The 15,249-nt window shown below is 63.1% G+C and carries 15 protein-coding genes and 2 tRNA genes; 12 read left to right on the forward strand and 5 right to left on the reverse strand.

Going from position 1 to position 15,249, the window contains the following annotated elements; translation table 11 throughout:
- Nucleotides 1–67 precede the first annotated feature (67 nt).
- From idi to ACIPUB_RS14550, 5 genes are all read left to right on the forward strand, one after another.
- Nucleotides 68–598: an isopentenyl-diphosphate Delta-isomerase gene (gene idi, locus ACIPUB_RS14530; protein WP_407608018.1), complete on the forward strand. Its 531-nt coding sequence runs from the start codon at nucleotides 68–70 to the stop codon at nucleotides 596–598.
- A gap of 165 nt (nucleotides 599–763) precedes the next feature.
- Nucleotides 764–1,528 (forward strand): electron transfer flavoprotein subunit beta/FixA family protein, encoded by a 765-nt coding sequence (locus tag ACIPUB_RS14535; protein ID WP_407608019.1) that lies wholly within the window; start codon nucleotides 764–766, stop codon nucleotides 1,526–1,528.
- Between the two features lie 15 nt (nucleotides 1,529–1,543).
- Complete coding sequence (locus tag ACIPUB_RS14540; protein WP_407608020.1) at nucleotides 1,544–2,512, forward strand: electron transfer flavoprotein subunit alpha/FixB family protein; 969 nt, start codon at nucleotides 1,544–1,546, stop codon at nucleotides 2,510–2,512.
- Nucleotides 2,513–2,557: 45 nt separating this feature from the next.
- On the forward strand, nucleotides 2,558–3,490 hold the full coding sequence (locus ACIPUB_RS14545) for a cytochrome b/b6 domain-containing protein (protein WP_407608021.1): 933 nt from the start codon (nucleotides 2,558–2,560) through the stop codon (nucleotides 3,488–3,490).
- A gap of 75 nt (nucleotides 3,491–3,565) precedes the next feature.
- Entirely contained in the window at nucleotides 3,566–4,702 is a 1,137-nt protein-coding gene (locus ACIPUB_RS14550; protein WP_407608022.1) for an acyl-CoA dehydrogenase family protein, read from the forward strand.
- A gap of 212 nt (nucleotides 4,703–4,914) precedes the next feature.
- Here the strand turns inward: ACIPUB_RS14550 and ACIPUB_RS14555 are convergent, their stop codons facing one another.
- Both ACIPUB_RS14555 and ACIPUB_RS14560 read right to left on the reverse strand, forming a co-directional pair.
- Nucleotides 4,915–5,310, reverse strand: a complete 396-nt coding sequence (locus tag ACIPUB_RS14555; RefSeq protein WP_407608023.1) for a RidA family protein — start codon at nucleotides 5,308–5,310, stop codon at nucleotides 4,915–4,917.
- A gap of 94 nt (nucleotides 5,311–5,404) precedes the next feature.
- Entirely contained in the window at nucleotides 5,405–5,881 is a 477-nt protein-coding gene (locus ACIPUB_RS14560) for an Lrp/AsnC family transcriptional regulator (protein WP_264270185.1), read from the reverse strand.
- Between the two features lie 403 nt (nucleotides 5,882–6,284).
- On the opposite strand from ACIPUB_RS14560, the gene ACIPUB_RS14565 reads away from it, so the two are divergent.
- The gene (locus ACIPUB_RS14565; RefSeq protein ID WP_264270243.1) at nucleotides 6,285–6,497 is read left to right on the forward strand and encodes a helix-turn-helix domain-containing protein; all 213 of its coding nucleotides are present in this window, start codon (nucleotides 6,285–6,287) and stop codon (nucleotides 6,495–6,497) included.
- A 76-nt stretch (nucleotides 6,498–6,573) separates the two neighbouring features.
- Nucleotides 6,574–6,646, forward strand: a tRNA-Ala gene (locus ACIPUB_RS14570).
- Between the two features lie 21 nt (nucleotides 6,647–6,667).
- On the opposite strand, the gene ACIPUB_RS14575 is transcribed toward ACIPUB_RS14570, so the two are convergent.
- On the reverse strand, nucleotides 6,668–7,834 hold the full coding sequence (locus tag ACIPUB_RS14575) for a DUF4232 domain-containing protein (protein ID WP_407608024.1): 1,167 nt from the start codon (nucleotides 7,832–7,834) through the stop codon (nucleotides 6,668–6,670).
- A gap of 426 nt (nucleotides 7,835–8,260) precedes the next feature.
- On the opposite strand from ACIPUB_RS14575, the gene ACIPUB_RS14580 reads away from it, so the two are divergent.
- Nucleotides 8,261–9,415, forward strand: a complete 1,155-nt coding sequence (locus ACIPUB_RS14580; RefSeq protein WP_407608025.1) for a N(5)-(carboxyethyl)ornithine synthase — start codon at nucleotides 8,261–8,263, stop codon at nucleotides 9,413–9,415.
- 72 nt (nucleotides 9,416–9,487) lie between these two features.
- Nucleotides 9,488–10,162: an alpha-ketoglutarate-dependent dioxygenase AlkB family protein gene (locus ACIPUB_RS14585; RefSeq protein WP_407608026.1), complete on the forward strand. Its 675-nt coding sequence runs from the start codon at nucleotides 9,488–9,490 to the stop codon at nucleotides 10,160–10,162.
- A 9-nt stretch (nucleotides 10,163–10,171) separates the two neighbouring features.
- On the opposite strand, the gene ACIPUB_RS14590 is transcribed toward ACIPUB_RS14585, so the two are convergent.
- A complete protein-coding gene (locus ACIPUB_RS14590; protein WP_407608027.1) occupies nucleotides 10,172–11,074 on the reverse strand; it encodes an endonuclease/exonuclease/phosphatase family protein in 903 nt (300 codons plus the stop codon).
- 318 nt (nucleotides 11,075–11,392) lie between these two features.
- Between ACIPUB_RS14590 and ACIPUB_RS14595 the strand changes: the two genes are divergently transcribed.
- Together ACIPUB_RS14595 and ACIPUB_RS14600 are read left to right on the forward strand one after the other, a co-directional pair.
- Nucleotides 11,393–12,646, forward strand: coding sequence for an NAD(P)/FAD-dependent oxidoreductase (locus ACIPUB_RS14595; RefSeq protein ID WP_407608028.1), 1,254 nt, complete (start codon nucleotides 11,393–11,395; stop codon nucleotides 12,644–12,646).
- A gap of 307 nt (nucleotides 12,647–12,953) precedes the next feature.
- A complete protein-coding gene (locus tag ACIPUB_RS14600) occupies nucleotides 12,954–14,087 on the forward strand; it encodes an MFS transporter (RefSeq protein WP_407608031.1) in 1,134 nt (377 codons plus the stop codon).
- Between the two features lie 24 nt (nucleotides 14,088–14,111).
- Here the strand turns inward: ACIPUB_RS14600 and ACIPUB_RS14605 are convergent, their stop codons facing one another.
- On the reverse strand, nucleotides 14,112–14,726 hold the full coding sequence (locus ACIPUB_RS14605; protein WP_407608029.1) for a TetR/AcrR family transcriptional regulator: 615 nt from the start codon (nucleotides 14,724–14,726) through the stop codon (nucleotides 14,112–14,114).
- Nucleotides 14,727–15,101: 375 nt separating this feature from the next.
- On the opposite strand from ACIPUB_RS14605, the gene ACIPUB_RS14610 reads away from it, so the two are divergent.
- A tRNA-Ala gene (locus ACIPUB_RS14610) sits at nucleotides 15,102–15,174 on the forward strand.
- Nucleotides 15,175–15,249 lie beyond the last annotated feature (75 nt).

A 15,249-nucleotide genomic window follows, 5' to 3' on the forward strand; every position in this document is an offset into this window, starting at 1 on the left:
TGGGAGAATTGGGAGCGCGGGATGGAATTTTCCGGCCCCCAAATCCACCCTTTGATGAAAGAGAGTCATGAGCGAGGAACTTGTGGTGCTGTTGGCGGCAGACGGCACCCGCATCGGCACCGAGTCCAAGGCAAGCGTGCACACGGAGAACACCCCGTTGCACCTGGCGTTTTCCTGCTACCTCTATGACGGGGAGGGCCGGATCCTGATGACCCGGCGCGCCCTGGGCAAGAAGACCTGGCCGGGGGTGTGGACGAACTCATTCTGTGGCCACCCCGGTGCCGACGAATCCTTCGAGACCGCCATCGCCCGCCGTGCCGGGCAGGAACTGGGCACCACCATTGCCGGGATCCGTCCGCTGCTTCCCGACTTTGCCTACCGCGCCGTTGATGCCTCGGGCATCGTGGAGAACGAGGTCTGCCCGGTCTTTGCCGCCCGGATTTCCGGGGAACTGGCGCCCAACCCGGATGAGGTTGCCGAATACGCGTGGGTTGCCCCCGCCGACCTGCAGGCCGCCGCCAGGGCCACGCCGTTCGCCTTCTCCCCGTGGTTGCTGGAGCAAATCGCCCAAGGCTCATTGGACGAAACCCTGCCCTAGGCCGGACTGTGCCGCTGGGAAAGGCAACGCACGTCAAGGCGGCATAAGCGGGTTCCCGCCCGTCTCCTGCGGGAACGCAATTTAGTAGGAAGCCCTAGTAAGTTTTGAAGGTTCCTAGTAGTCTCGCGATTGAATGCAAAGCCCAGCATCACAAGGAGAACTCGGATGAAGATCGTGGTTTTGATCAAGCAGGTTCCGGACACAGCGGAGGAACGCAGGTTGTCCCCGGACACCGGAAGGGTCGACCGCGAAGCCACCGACCCGGTCATCGACGAAATCACCGAAAGAGCCCTCGAACTGGCCCTCACGGTCAAGGACCGGGACAAGTCCACCGAGGTCGTGGTCGCCACCATGGGCCCCGCCGACGCTGCCAAGTCCATCCGCAAGGCATTGTCGATGGGAGCCGATTCCGGCATCCACATCCTGGATGATTCGCTGGCAGGAGCCGACATGGTCCTCACCGCAGCGACGCTGGCCGCGGCACTGCGCGACACCGGCGCGGACCTGGTCATCGCCGGAAACGAGTCCACCGACGGACGGGCCGGAATGATCCCGGCAATGATCGCCGAACACCTGGGCCTGCCGCTGTTGGGCTCCCTGGTGTCAGCGGAAATCGGAGGCGACGCCGTCGCCGGGGTGCGGCTCTCCGAGGTCGGCACGCAGGAAGTCACCGCGTCCTACCCCGCAGTCCTCACCGTCACCGAACGTTTCGAGGAAGCCCGCTTCCCCAACTTCAAGGGCATCATGGGCGCCAAACGCAAGCCGCTGGCAACCATCTCCGCCGCCGATCTCGGGGTCTCCGTCCAGGTGCGCAGCACCGTGCTGGATGTTGCGCAGCGTCCCGCACGCACCGCCGGCCGCAAGATCGTCGACGACGGGAACGCCGCCGCCGAACTCGTCGACTTCCTCGCCGCCCGGCGCCTGATCTAGCAAAGGTCCCCCTCCATGCCAAGCATCCTTGCCCTCATCGAACTCACCCACACCGGACACGCCACCGCATCGGCGCGTGGCCTGCTTGCCGTGGCCGCACGCCTCGGCACCCCCGTCGCCGTCACCGTGTCCAGCGTTCCGCTGCCGCCCGAGACAGTGGCCACGCTCGGCGAGCTCGGTGCCGCCAAGATCCACGCCGTGGAAACGGCAGAGGCGAACACCTCACTGCTCACGCCCCTGGTCGACGGGCTTGCCGACGCCGTGACGGCCCACGACCCGGCGGCAGTGCTCCTGGCCGCATCGGTCGATGGCCGCGAGGCTGCAGCCCGCTTGGCTGTGCGCACCGGCGGGGGACTGCTGGCCGATGTCGTGGACGCGGCCACGTCAGATTCCGGGATCGTCACCGAACATTCCGTCTTTGGCGGCAGCTACGCCGTACACGCCACCGTGTCCGGTGCCCTGCCCATCATCACTCTGCGCCCGGGCGCCATCGACGAACAGGCAGCGCCTGCCACGGCCGAGGTCAACGTCGTCCGGCTCGAGCCGGGCACCGCGCGCACCGCCACCATCACCTCGCACGCCGATGTCCCGGAAGAATCTACCCGGCCGGAACTGCGCGGGGCTGCCACCGTGGTCTCCGGCGGCCGCGGACTGGGTTCGGCAGAGAACTTCGTGCTGGTCGAGCAGCTGGCCGATGCCCTCGGCGGAGCGGTCGGAGCCTCCCGCGCAGCCGTTGACGCCGGATTCATTGCCCAGGGGGCCCAAGTCGGGCAGACCGGGGTCAGCGTGTCCCCGCAGCTGTATTTGGCCCTGGGCATCTCCGGGGCCATCCAGCATCGCGCGGGCATGCAGACGGCCAAGACCATCGTGGCCATCAACCGTGACGAGGATGCCCCGATTTTCGAGATCGCCGATTTGGGTATCGTTGGGGATGTGTTCACGGTGGTGCCGCAGGTGGTCGAACTGCTCAAGTCCCGCTCCTGAGCCACCCCGAACGCACCTACCAACCACGAACACGAGGAACATGAGATGACCGCACGGTCCACCCCCAGGAAACAGGCAGCCAACAAGTGGGTGCGCGCCGGCATCATCGCGGGATCGCTGATCGTCCTGCTGGTCATCGCCGTATTCATTGCCCGCTGGCTGGTCACCCTTGAGGACGTCAAGACCTGGATGGCCACCTACACCGGGCATTCGGAGCTTCCCGCGGGCACGCCGGTGGGGTTCCCCGCGTGGCTGGGATGGCAGCACTTCCTGAACGTCTTCTTCCTGGTGCTGATCGTGCGCACGGGCTGGCAGGTGCGCACCGTGACCCGGCCGGCCGCGCACTGGGTACGCAACAACAAGGGCCTGATCCGCACCAAGGGCGCTCCCGCCCGAATCAGCCTGGACCTCTGGTTCCACCTCACGCTTGACGCCCTGTGGGTGCTCAACGGGATCATCTTCGTCATCGTGCTCTTTATTACCGGCCAATGGGCGCGGATCGTGCCCACCAGCTGGGACATCATCCCTAACGCCCTCTCCGCCGGGCTCCAGTACCTCTCGCTGAACTGGCCGACCGAGCACGGCTGGGTCAACTACAACGCCCTCCAGGTGCTCACCTACTTCGTGACCGTCTTCATCGCCGCCCCGCTGGCGATCATCACCGGCCTGCGCATGTCCGGCGCCTGGCCCAAGAAGGCAGTTGCGCTCAACAAGGCCTACCCCATGGAACTTGCCCGGGCGCTGCACTTTCCGGTCATGATCTACTTCGTCGCCTTCACCGTGGTGCACGTGGCACTGGTGCTGGCCACCGGGGCATTGCGCAACCTGAACCACATGTACGCGGCCAACGACTCGGCCGGGTTGACCGGGCTCATCATCTTCGCCGTGTCCATCGTGGTGATCGTGGGCGTCTGGTTCCTGGCCCAGCCGGTCTTCCTGCGCCCGATCGCCTCGTTGACCGGAAAGGTCGGCAAGTAGCCGAACCCCCGGTTCGGCCCCCACCCACCGAAGTGAACCCGACCTCCGCCCACCGCACAGACCCAGGAGCCGAGCATGTTTGAACTCACCGAAGACCAGAAGGCAATCGTCGAGATGGTGGGGGACTTCGCCACCGAGCAGCTTGCCCCGCACGCCGCGGCCTGGGACAGGGACCACCATTTCCCCGTCGACGTCCTGGCAGAGGCCGGGCAGCTGGGCATGGGCGGGATCTACGTGCGCGAGGAATTCGGGGGCTCGGGCATGAGCCGGCTGGACGCAGCCCTGATATTCGAGGAGCTGGCCAAGGCCGATCCGACCATTTCCGCCTACATTTCCATCCACAACATGGTGGCGTGGATGATCGATCGCTTCGGCAACGACGAGCAGCGAGCGGCCTGGGTGCCGCAGCTATGCACCATGGAGATGCTGGGCAGCTATTGCCTCACCGAGCCCGGAGCAGGCTCCGACGCGGCGGCGCTGGCCACCAGGGCCGTGCTCGACGGGGACTCCTACGTGCTCAACGGGACCAAGCAATTCATCTCCGGAGCCGGATCCTCGGGCGTGTACCTGGTGATGGCCCGGACCGCCGACACCGGAAGCGCCGGAATCACCGCGTTCATAGTCCCGGACGGAACCCCGGGTCTCTCCTTCGGGGCGCTGGAGGCGAAGATGGGCTGGAACGCCCAGCCCACCCGCCAGGTGGTCATGGAAAACGTCAGGATCCCGGTGGGCAACCGCCTGGGCGATGAGGGCACCGGTTTCGGGATCGCCATGAAGGGCCTCAACGGTGGACGGGTGAACATCGGAGCCTGCTCGGTCGGCGGCGGCCAGGCGGCCATGGACAAGTCCATTGCCTACCTGAAAGAGCGCGAGGCCTTTGGCAAGCCGCTGATCGCACAGCAGGCGCTGCTCTTCGAAATCGCCGACATGGAGACCGAGCTGGAAACGGCGCGGACCATGATTTGGCGGGCGGCGGACGCCCTGGACCGCGGGACGGACGACACCGTGCGCCTATGCGCCATGGCCAAGCGCGTGGCCACCGACGCCGGATTCAAGGTTGCCAACACCGCACTGCAACTGCACGGCGGCTACGGCTACCTCTCCGAGTACGGGATCGAGAAGATCGTCCGCGACCTGCGGGTGCACCAGATCCTGGAGGGCAGCAACGAGATCATGCGCATGGTCATCGGGCGAATGGCTGTGGAGCGCTAACCCCGCGTCGCGGTCGGCAGCCGCCCGCTAACGCATGCCCGCAGTGGCCCCCCATCTCGATTTCGACCGTCTTGGCGGGGGCCGATGCTGCGATGAGGGTCCCCCTGAACGGGCCAGGCCGGACCGACCACCGGTCGATATTGCACGTGATTCGGCGAGCCGTGCCCGGCAACGAGTGCCTCGGGACCCGGCCCGCCGAAAAATCGGTGCGGTTACTTCCCTGCCCATGCAGTGGCTTGGACCTCAACCAGAAGTTCGGGTGCCAGCAGCGGCGCCACGATGGTGGCGCGTGAGGGACGGTGGCCACCGAAGGTGTCAACCCATGCGCGGTTGTATTCGCCGGCCATGGCTGCGTCGTTGATGTAGACCGTCGTGGTGGCGACGGCGTCGAGTCCCAGATCATAGGCCGCCAGGACGGTCTGCAGGTTCTTGAGGGTCTGCACCGTCTGTGCGTAGATGTCGCCCTTGCCGACCAAGACCTTGTTTTCGTCCTTGGAGACCATCCCTGAAACAAAGACCAGATCGCCTGCGCGGGTCGCGCTCGGGAAGGGACTTGCCTCGGTGGTCATGCCTGCAACGTCGATATTTGTAAGGCTCGCAGCGCCCATGATGCTCCTCTGTCCGATGTGGTGTGGGCAGCAAGGTGCCACCCAGAAAAGACTAGGGCATCGAGCGGGCAGTCACCGGGACCCCAGTGCGGGTCTAGCGCAGGTGGTTGAGAAGCGCCGTGGTGCGGTACGGGATCACATCGCGCAGGATCATGGACGTCGAGGTCCTGGTGATTCCCGGGCAGAGGCGGATTTCCTCGCTGACGCGGTAGAGGTCATCCGGGTCCTTGGCGACGGCGCGGATCAGCAGGTCGGTGTCGCCTGCCGGGGCGACGCATTCAAGGACCTCGGGAATCAGGCTCAACGCCGCGATGGCTTCTTCTAGGTGCGATTGGTCCAGCTCCGCGCTGACGACGGCGGAAACTCCGCGACCAACCGAAGCCGGCTTCACGCGGCTGGAGTTCGGGCGCAACGCCCCGGAGCTTGCAAGCCGCTCCATGCGGGTCTGTACGGTGCCGCGCGCCAAACCCAATCTCTGTGCGAGCATCATCGTGGGAACCCTGGGATCCTCATCCAGGGCCAAGAGAATGCGCCTATCCGTATCATCCAGTTGGTACGATTCCGGCGTCATTCCGGCTCCTTCGCCTAGGTTCGGTCAGACTGACCAAGTTGTTCGGTAGCTACCGCTCCATGTTAGTCAAAATGATCAGTGATTCCCAACTGTGTTGCACGGTATGCCCGGTTGTTGCTTTAGTAGTTGTTAGAAGCTAAACCAAGGTCACAAGCTACGGTAGGCAGACCCCCGTAGCGGGACCGGATCCAGGCCACGCTACAGGTTGGCCCACAAGGTCTCAGGTCGAAACGTAAGAGTGGTCCGCAAAGATTCCAACAACGTGGAGTCATCGCGGACCACTCTTGTTTTTTGTCGGGATACCGCCGCTTCGTTGACCCGAAAAGCGCCGAAGTTATCCACAAATGTGTCTGGTGACGCTTTGCTGGTTGCGGGAGCATGTAGCCTTCAATGCATGAGGTTCATGCGTCTAGAAGATGTCGCCGACGAGTTGAATGTAAACCTGCCGCAGGTGCGGTCTTTGGTGCGCAGCGGGGACCTTCCGGCAATCAAGATTGGCGGACGCGGAGTGTGGCGGGTGGAGCGCAGCGAACTCGAAGCGTACATCCAGCGCCAGTACACAACGGCGCGAGAATCCATAGAGACCGGAACCGCAGAAGGCAACGATGAAGCGTGATTTGGCCGGCCGACGATTTTGCACGTGGGCCAGGACGGGTCTAGGCTAAAAATGTTGCGGGTCCAGGCCGTAACGCGGGGCATTAGCTCAGTTGGTAGAGCGCTTCGTTCGCATCGAAGAGGTCAGCGGTTCGATTCCGCTATGCTCCACACATGGCACCCGCCGGAACCTTAAGGTTTTGGCCGGGTGCTTTTGTTTGAGCCGGCTGGTTCCAGGACGGGCTCCCAAGCCGTGACCGATACGGCACCGCCGTCAATGATGTCCAGGTCCACCTGCGAACTGTGGCGCAACGTTCCTGAATACGGTGCCACCAGCATGGTTCCGGTGCGCACATCGCCGGCTGCCGCCATCGCATTCCAGCCAAGATATGCCCGTGCGCTCTTGCCGGGCGGCAGGGTGATGGTCGAGACCCCGGGGTCGTCAGTCATGAAGGATCCGCCATGGACCACCAACACCTCTATGGCCCACCCTTCGGCGTTGTTGAAGGCGATGTCGGGATAGGACTCCACGACGCAAGGCCCGGTCCCGGTATTCGTCAGGTCAAAGCCCATGCCCCGGTGTCCGGTCGCACCCTCGGGTTCGTGCCAAGAGATTGACACGTCTTCGCCCGGGCACCAGTTGTCCTTGGCAGGCTGGAAGGCGTCCGACCGGTCCGGCCAGCCGTATGGTGTCGGTGAGGGAGTGGCCGGCGGCGGCGGTGCAGCCTGCGGGGTCCGGGCTTCTACGGTGTAGGTGTACGCGGCGGGGATCGTGACGACTAGTATCACCGCGAGGAGCCCTGCGATCAGCAACGGCATGGCATCGGCAGGTCGCCGCACGGCCTTCGGGCCGGTTAGCGGCTTGGCGGATTTCATGACGAGGGTTCCCGCCAAAGCCGGCAGCCAGCCCCAGACGATTCCCCAGTAGCCGGCCGCCAGCAAAGCGGGCTGGATATCGTCCAGCAGCCAGGCCAAGCGCGCCGGCGGCCAAGAGGCAACGATGTAGCCGAGGGAGGACAAGGTCGCCGTGGCGAAACCGGCAAGGACGATGGCCATCCATGTGGCAAGGAATCCGAGAGGTTGCCGACCAGCCGGCATGCCAGTGCGCCGCAGCAGCAGGAGCGTAAACGCCATCACTGCCAGGACAGAAAAAAGTGAAAGCAGGATCGGCCACGGCTGGGCCGATTGCCAAGTTCTCATTGAAATTGTCTCGGGGAACAACATGCGGGTGAATTGGGTCGGCAGGCGGACCTGGTGGGCGAGCGTCAGGCCGCTCAACGCGCCGCTGAACAGCCAGCCGATCCCTGCCCCGCCGACGATCCATGCGGTCCCGATCGTTGTTTTTTCGTGTCGTCCCATGCCACCGAGCCTATCCGAGCTGACTCGCGGTTCGAATGACCCCTCGACGCTGACAGGTGTGGATCTGTCACCAATGAACCACCGATCCGCCAAGGATACTTGCGCGACATCCGGGCAGACGGAGCCCATCATCTTCGACCTCAATTCGCGCCGACGGGCTTCATGCCGCCGGACATGGCCTCGCACCATCGCGAGTCACATAGGGACGTGCCGGAGCACCGACGGCAGGATGCCGGCAGTCCGCTCACGGCCATGTCGGCCGCGGGAATTGCCCCCTTTTTCGATCGCGACGACGCCCCATGTCCCGGAGGCTTCGGGGCGAGGGGTCAAGACTTTTTCTGAGGCAAGGTTAGGACGACCCGTGTACCGTAAGCCCTATGGGGCGGTCCATTTTGGACTGCTCCACATAGGAAGAGAACAAGACGCATGGGCTTTAATAACGAACTAACACTGGGTGTCATTGCAACTTCGAACAAGGTGGACGAAAAGCGTTTGCCGATCCACCCATCACATTTTGAACGGATTGACCCGCGTTTCAAGAACCTCATCACGGTTGAAGCCGGATACGGGGCGGCTTGCGGCATGGACGACGAACAGCTCGCACCTTTCGTCGGAAGGTTTGCCACCCGCCAGGAAACCATCGCCGGCAGCGACATCGTACTTTTGCCCAAGCCCCAGGTCTCGGATCTGATGGAAATGCATGAGGGGCAGACGCTGTGGGGCTGGCCGCACTGTGTCCAGGACACTGCGCTGACGCAGCTGGCCATTGACAAGAAACTGAACGTGATTGCCTTCGAGGCCATGAACCACTGGGGCACGGACGGCAGCTTCGGACTTCATGTGTTCCACAAGAACAATGAGCTGGCGGGCTACTCGTCGGTCATCCATGCCCTGCAGCTCTGCGGCATGACGGGTGACTATGGGCGCAGGCTATCGGCAACCGTCATTGGGTTTGGCGCCACCGCCCGTGGAGCGGTCACCGCCCTGCGGGCCCATGGCGTCCACGACGTGCGCGTCCTGACGAGTCGGTCTGTAGCCGCGGTCGCTTCACCCATCCACTCGGTCCAAATGGTGCAGTTCGACCAGGACGGCGGGCCGAATCTGAGCGAGGTCATCACAGACGAGGGACGATTGCCGCTGGCGCCGTTCCTGGCCGAAAGCGACATCGTGGTGAACTGCACGCTGCAGGACCCGAACTCCCCATTGATGTATCTGCAGACCAAGGACCTTGCGGCGTTTTATCCGGGCAGCCTGATCATCGATGTTTCGTGTGACGAGGGAATGGGTTTTGAATGGGCCAAGCCCACCACCTTCGCCCAGCCGATGTTCACCGTGGGCCGGAATATCAACTACTACTCGGTTGATCACAGCCCCTCCTATTTGTGGAATTCCGCAAGCTGGGAAATAAGCGAAGGCCTGTTGCCGTTCCTAAATTCGGTAATGGACGGACCGACGGCCTGGAAAGAAAACGAAACGATTGCCCGGGCCATCGAGATTCGTGACGGCGTTATCCAGAACCCGGCCATCCTGGAGTTCCAAAACAGGTCTGCGGAATACCCGCATATGATGGCAAAGGACTGATTCCCGGGACAGGTTCGGGAATGCGGAAGCAGCGGTAACCGCCCGGCAGCCGTGGCACCAGGAGGCGATGACATGGGTACCCTCTTCTCCGAGAGTTTTCTGGGCCGACCCAGGCGGGAACTTGCACCCGGGGCATACTGGGTTCCCGACTGGCTGGGTCCGGAGGAGCAGCGCTGGCTGGTAGCACGGTTCCACGAATGGGGGCGGGGGCCCGTGCCGCCGCGTGCGGCAAAGATCGGCGCCCATGAGATGTCGGTGCAGACCGTTTGCCTGGGTTGGCACTGGCGCCCCTATGCCTATTCGCGCGAGGCCACCGATGTCAACGGCAATAGGGTGCTGGATTTTCCTGACTGGATGGTCCGGCTTGGCCGCAAGGCGATCTTCGCTGCGACCCGGGATGCTGTAGCGGCTGAGCAGTACACCCCGGACACTGCGCTCGTGAACTATTACGGGGCCGAATCCAGGATGGGCATGCACCAGGACCGCGACGAACGGTCGGTCGCACCGGTGGTCTCAATCTCCATCGGTGACTCCTGCCAATTCCGGTTCGGAAATACGCGGAGCCGGAACAAACCCTACGAGGACATCCTGCTGGCTTCGGGAGACCTGTTCGTGTTCGGAGGGCCGGCCCGACTTGCCTACCACGGGGTCACCAAGATCCTGCCCGGCACGGCGCCGGCCGACTGTGGGCTTGAAACGGGACGCATCAACATCACCATGCGTGTCACGGGCCTGTCGGACGGCTAGCGCGAGCTTTTATTGCCCGGGTAGATTCACGACCGTTTGAACGGCCAGATGGTCGCTGGGCCCGGCTTCGACATTGGTGTTCGAGGTGACTTCCAAGCCACGGACCAGGACATGGTCAAGTCGCATCATGGGGAAGGGCGAGCGTGGCCACGTGAAGCCAAGGAGCCCGTCATCCTGATTGGGCTCTTCGAGAATCGAGGAAATCTTCTTGAAGGCGCGGTCGGTACTAGTTGCATTGAAGTCACCCACGGCCATCATGTTTTCCTCGGGATCGGCCTGAACCACGGCTGCCAACTGCCTCAGCATTTCGTCGCGGTCGACGTGGTCGTTGGGACGGGCCGAGGCGGCATGGATGACGTACAGCCGAAGGCTCCCGGAGTCTGCATCGACCTGTGTTGAGAGGGCACGCTTCCAGCCCAGGCCCAATTCGAGTGGTTGGGAGTTCGTGAGTGGGTACTTGCTCCACACTCCCACGGTGCCCACCACGAAGTGGTGTGGATAGACATCCTCAAGTGCGGTGCTGACGCGCTGGGCGCTGCCGGCATCAAGTTCCTGCAAGGCAATGACGTCGCTTCCGTCCTCGGCCAGTTCGAGAGCCGATTGCGCGGCACCCCCGGTGCCTGCCTTGATGTTCTGGCTGCTGAGCGTCAATGTGGCGGCACCCGCCTGGGGCGCGGACCATGACAGCGGAACAATCGCTGGACCAAAGATGAAAAACCAAGTCAAAATGGGGATCAGTAGCACGACCAAGGAGGTCCGGCTACGGGACGCCAAGGCGAGCAGGAGCAACGCCGGTACCGCCAGGCCCATCCATGGTGCGGCGTTGTCAAGGAGCAGACCCAAGCCCAGGAGATCGGGAACCCGGGCGTGGAACGCCATCAGCGCGGCACTTGCCAGGGCACCAATAATCACCAGAAAACGCAGGAACCGATGGGCACGCGATCGGCGGCGTTGCGTACTTTTCACAGCGCGGGACCGGGCAGAATAATCAGACATCGCTACCAAGGGTCGCACATTGGCCTGATTGGAGCGTGGACCGGGGCTGTGATTCGGCCAAGGATTTCCCGGGTGCACCCGGATTGGATCTGGCAAAGTGCGGGCTGGCTACCGACCTCTCGACTACGAGGGCTCAAGGTGAGATTCTAAAACTAGAAATCCTAACGGCTACTCCGATTTCCCGGACCTGGCGGGTCTTGCTGGGTGGCACCATTCTGACAGGAGACGAACACCATGAGTGAAGCGGCAATGGCTGAATCGACGACGCAAGGTGAGTTGGGGACCGTGGTGATTGGTGGCGGTCTTGCCGCAGCGCACTGTGTCCATGCATTGCGCGAGGGCGGCTACACCAAGCCGATTACACTCATCGCCTCCGAGAACGAAGTTCCCTATGAGCGGCCTCCGCTGTCCAAGGAGTACCTCCAAGGCAGAAAACCCGCGCAGGAGCTGCCGCCCTTCACCGCCGACTGGTATGCCGAGGCCGACGTGGATCTCCGCCTGGGCGTCACCGCTGAATTCATTGACGTTTCCGCCAAGAAGGTCGAGTTGGGCGGCCCCGTATCCGTGGGTTATGAAAACCTCGTGATCGCCACAGGTTGCCGTTCCCGGTTAGGTGGTCGCAACGCCAACATGGAGGGGTGGGACCTGCCCGGCGTGTACACGCTCCGGTCGCTTGAAGACGCCAAACGGCTCAAGGAGCAGCTTGTGTCCGGCAAGAATCTGGTCATCATTGGCGCAGGATGGATCGGCATGGAGGTCGCAGCCTCGGCGCGCGCTGCCGGAGTGGAGGTCACCGTCATTACTCCGGATCCAGTTCCACTGGCTACGGCGATGGGCTCCGAATTCGGTTCCCATGTGGCGCAGCTCCATGTCGCCAACGGCGTCCAATGCCGATTCGGGACCGGCGTCAGCGGGATCGCCTTGGACCCGGATAAGGGATTGGCCGTGCAGACCCCGACCGGTGACATCCCCGCGGACTTCGTGCTTCTGGCCATTGGCGCGGTGCCGAACAACGAACTGGCCGTGGCCGCCGGACTCGAGATCGGTACCGGGGTCGTGGTCGATGAGCACCTGCGCAGCAGCAACCCGGACGTCCTGGCCATCGGCGACATAGCCGAGGCCCGCAACACCGCCCTGGGTCGAGCCATCCGGGTCGAACACTGGGACAACGCCATCCGCCAGGGCAAACTTGCGGCAGCCACCATCCTCGGACGCGACGAATCCTACGATTGGCTGCCGTACTTCTTTACCGACCAATTCGATTTAGGCATGGAATACGTCGGGGACCGCGGAGCCGATGACGAAGCCGTCGTGCGCGGTGACATGGCCTCGGGGGAGTTCATCATCTTCTGGCTGCGCAAGGGCGTGATCACCGCCGCCATGAACGTGAACATCTGGGATGTCAACGACCACCTTCGCACCATGATCGGGAAGAACATCCCCGTCGCCACGCTCCAAGACACAGACAACGACCTGATGGCGCTGTAGCACCAAGTCAGCGGTCCTTGGGTCGGCCACCGGCGGGAGGTCCCTGACGGCGTGAAGGGGTGCAGTATCCGCTGAAACAGTCGTGGCCGTGGGCATGCTCACGAACATCCCTGTCAGCGGCTGTGGCCACGTAGGCTTGAGGAGGCGGCGACGAGGCCAGATGCACCGCGCACTGCCGCCTACCCTCCGCTGAACCATTGAAAAGGTACCCGTGAATTCCGACGTAACTGCCCTGGGCAACAGCCGGTCGAGCAGCAGCACCCAATTGTCCGGACGGCAACTGTTCCTGGCGGTCGTGGCGCTTGCCATGGGCGGGTTCGGGATCGGCACCACGGAATTCACCATCATGGGCCTGCTTCAGGAAGGCGCAGCGGACCTAGGTGTCAGCAACGCCCAGATGGGTCTGCTGATCTCCGCCTACGCATTGGGTGTTGTTGTCGGCGCCCCGATTCTGACCGCATTGGGCGCCCGTGTCGCCCGCAAGACCATGGTCCTATGGCTCATGGCGTTCTTCACCCTCGCCAACCTCGGCTCGCTCTTTGCCGCGAACTACGAATGGATGCTCGTTTCCCGGTTCCTTGCCGGTCTCCCGCATGGGGCCTACTTCGGCATTGCAGCCATCCTGGCCGGCACGTTGGTGCCCGCATCGATGCGGGGTCGCGCCATCGCGTGGGTGATGATGGGTCTCGCGGTCGCCAACGTGATCGGCGTACCGGCGGTGACCTTCCTGGGACAGAATCTGGGCTGGCGCTGGATGTTCGCAGTCGTCGGTCTCGTGGGTGCCTTGACGTGGGTCGCCATTCGCTTGTTCGTGCCGTTTTCCCCGGCACACCAAGGCGCCAGTATCCGCAGGGAACTCTCGGCACTGCGCAGTGGGCAGGTCTGGATGGCCATGTTGACCGGCATCGTCGGCTTTGGCGGATTCTTTGCGGTGTATTCCTACATCAGCCCGATCCTCACCGATGTCACGGGGCTGCCGATCACGGCCGTCCCGCTGGTGCTGGGCCTCTATGGGGTCGGCATGGTGGTCGGTTCGCTGATCGGCGGCCGACTGGCCGACTGGTCCGTACTGGGAGCCATCTATGTGGCAACAACCGCCATGGTCGTGTTCATGACCGTGTTCGGCCTCGTATCCACCCATGCGGTGCCGGCACTGATCCTGGTCTTCATCCTGGGCGGAACCGGATCGCTGCTGATTCCTGCGCTCCAGGCATTGCTCATGGACTCCGCACCACACGCCCAATCCCTGGCCGCCTCACTGAACCACTCGGCACTGAACGTTGCCAACGCGCTTGGTGCGGCGCTGGGCGCCGCCGTCATCACCGCGGGATTGGGATACCGCGCACCTTCATTCCTGGGTGCCGGCCTCGCCTTGATCGGCCTGTTGCTGGCCTTGGCCACGGGATGGCGTGCCAAGCGACTTTCGTCGGCGGCAAGCTAGCAGGTTCGCTGTTATTGCCTCGCGCTATGCGTCGCCGGTTGCGGCACGAAATGTCGCGAGCTTGCGCTCCGTTGCCTCGTGGGCCTGTTCCATCAACAGCTTCATGGTGCCCACGACGTCGACGCTGCGGTCCACCAGCCACTGTTGTTGCAGTCCATCGGCCGTGGCCAGGACCATCCGGGTCATCGCGTGGAAGTACGCGAGTTCCTCGGCCGATGGCTTGGGCTTGTCGGCATAGTAGGAATCTTCGGACAACTTCAGCAGGCGGGCATTTCGTTCCTGGAAGTACGCAGCTGCGGGATGTGCGGGATCCGCGGCAGCTGCCGCCATGGTGACGTACAGGGCAATCAGCCCCGGTTCGTTGGGACCCTGCCCCAAGATATCCTCGAAGCGACCCTCTTGTTCGGCAATGGTTCCGCTGATTTCATTGCGGGCGTCGCGCTCGCGCAGTATCTGGACGAGCAAGTCTTCCTTGGAATCGAAGTAGTGCATCACGCCGGCCAGGGACAGGTCGCAAAGGCTTGCGACCTTGCGTAGCGATGTTCCCCGGTAGCCCTCGACGGCGAACACCTCCAGCGCGACATCTAGAATCTCGGCGCGTTTAGCGATGCCCTTTGCGTATGAACCACGAATTGCCATGTTGATAGAGTAGCGAGATTTTGGGCCATCTCTTACTAACCTGTCGTGCACTGGTATTGGGTACGAGTCCTGACCTGCAACGACGCGGTCGAATCCTCGCGCCGGCTCTCGGGAGTGGTGGATACTTCCCGTCGCGGGAGGACTGGTCGACATGCTGTGCCAAGATCGCTCTCGAGGCCTGTGATCGATGTCATGTTCGGATGGGCTGTCGTTGTTTTTCCGCTTGCTTTCGCGCTTAGGGGGCGCCTGGAGGAGACGTTTTCAGGGGGTAAGGCGCCAGTGGTCCACGCTCGATTGGCGCATGGGGCACATCGTGCTGTAGATTGTTATCTCGGTTCGGCAGCCTTTCGAGAAAGCCTTGAACTGATCCTTTTCGGGGGTATGGCGCAGTTGGTAGCGCGTCTGCATGGCATGCAGAAGGTCAGGGGTTCGAATCCCCTTACCTCCACGAAATACAAAAGGCCTCAAACATTGCGTTTGGGGCCTTTTGCGTTCCCTGTCAATGGGGGGGGGGGGGGGGGGG

Source organism: Paeniglutamicibacter sp. ORCA_105 (assembly GCF_045798545.1).
Taxonomy (GTDB): domain Bacteria; phylum Actinomycetota; class Actinomycetes; order Actinomycetales; family Micrococcaceae; genus Paeniglutamicibacter; species Paeniglutamicibacter sulfureus.

Bases quoted from the DNA above. Each gene is read 5' to 3' on its own strand.
- idi (WP_407608018.1), top strand. From the start codon at position 68: ATGAGCGAGGAACTTGTGGTGCTGTTGGCGGCAGACGGCACCCGCATC.
- ACIPUB_RS14535 (WP_407608019.1), top strand. From the start codon at position 764: ATGAAGATCGTGGTTTTGATCAAGCAGGTTCCGGACACAGCGGAGGAA.
- ACIPUB_RS14540 (WP_407608020.1), top strand. From the start codon at position 1,544: ATGCCAAGCATCCTTGCCCTCATCGAACTCACCCACACCGGACACGCC.
- ACIPUB_RS14545 (WP_407608021.1), top strand. From the start codon at position 2,558: ATGACCGCACGGTCCACCCCCAGGAAACAGGCAGCCAACAAGTGGGTG.
- ACIPUB_RS14550 (WP_407608022.1), top strand. From the start codon at position 3,566: ATGTTTGAACTCACCGAAGACCAGAAGGCAATCGTCGAGATGGTGGGG.
- ACIPUB_RS14555 (WP_407608023.1), bottom strand. From the start codon at position 5,310: ATGGGCGCTGCGAGCCTTACAAATATCGACGTTGCAGGCATGACCACC.
- ACIPUB_RS14560 (WP_264270185.1), bottom strand. From the start codon at position 5,881: ATGACGCCGGAATCGTACCAACTGGATGATACGGATAGGCGCATTCTC.
- ACIPUB_RS14565 (WP_264270243.1), top strand. From the start codon at position 6,285: ATGCGTCTAGAAGATGTCGCCGACGAGTTGAATGTAAACCTGCCGCAG.
- ACIPUB_RS14575 (WP_407608024.1), bottom strand. From the start codon at position 7,834: ATGGGACGACACGAAAAAACAACGATCGGGACCGCATGGATCGTCGGC.
- ACIPUB_RS14580 (WP_407608025.1), top strand. From the start codon at position 8,261: ATGGGCTTTAATAACGAACTAACACTGGGTGTCATTGCAACTTCGAAC.
- ACIPUB_RS14585 (WP_407608026.1), top strand. From the start codon at position 9,488: ATGGGTACCCTCTTCTCCGAGAGTTTTCTGGGCCGACCCAGGCGGGAA.
- ACIPUB_RS14595 (WP_407608028.1), top strand. From the start codon at position 11,393: ATGAGTGAAGCGGCAATGGCTGAATCGACGACGCAAGGTGAGTTGGGG.
- ACIPUB_RS14600 (WP_407608031.1), top strand. From the start codon at position 12,954: ATGGGCGGGTTCGGGATCGGCACCACGGAATTCACCATCATGGGCCTG.
- ACIPUB_RS14605 (WP_407608029.1), bottom strand. From the start codon at position 14,726: ATGGCAATTCGTGGTTCATACGCAAAGGGCATCGCTAAACGCGCCGAG.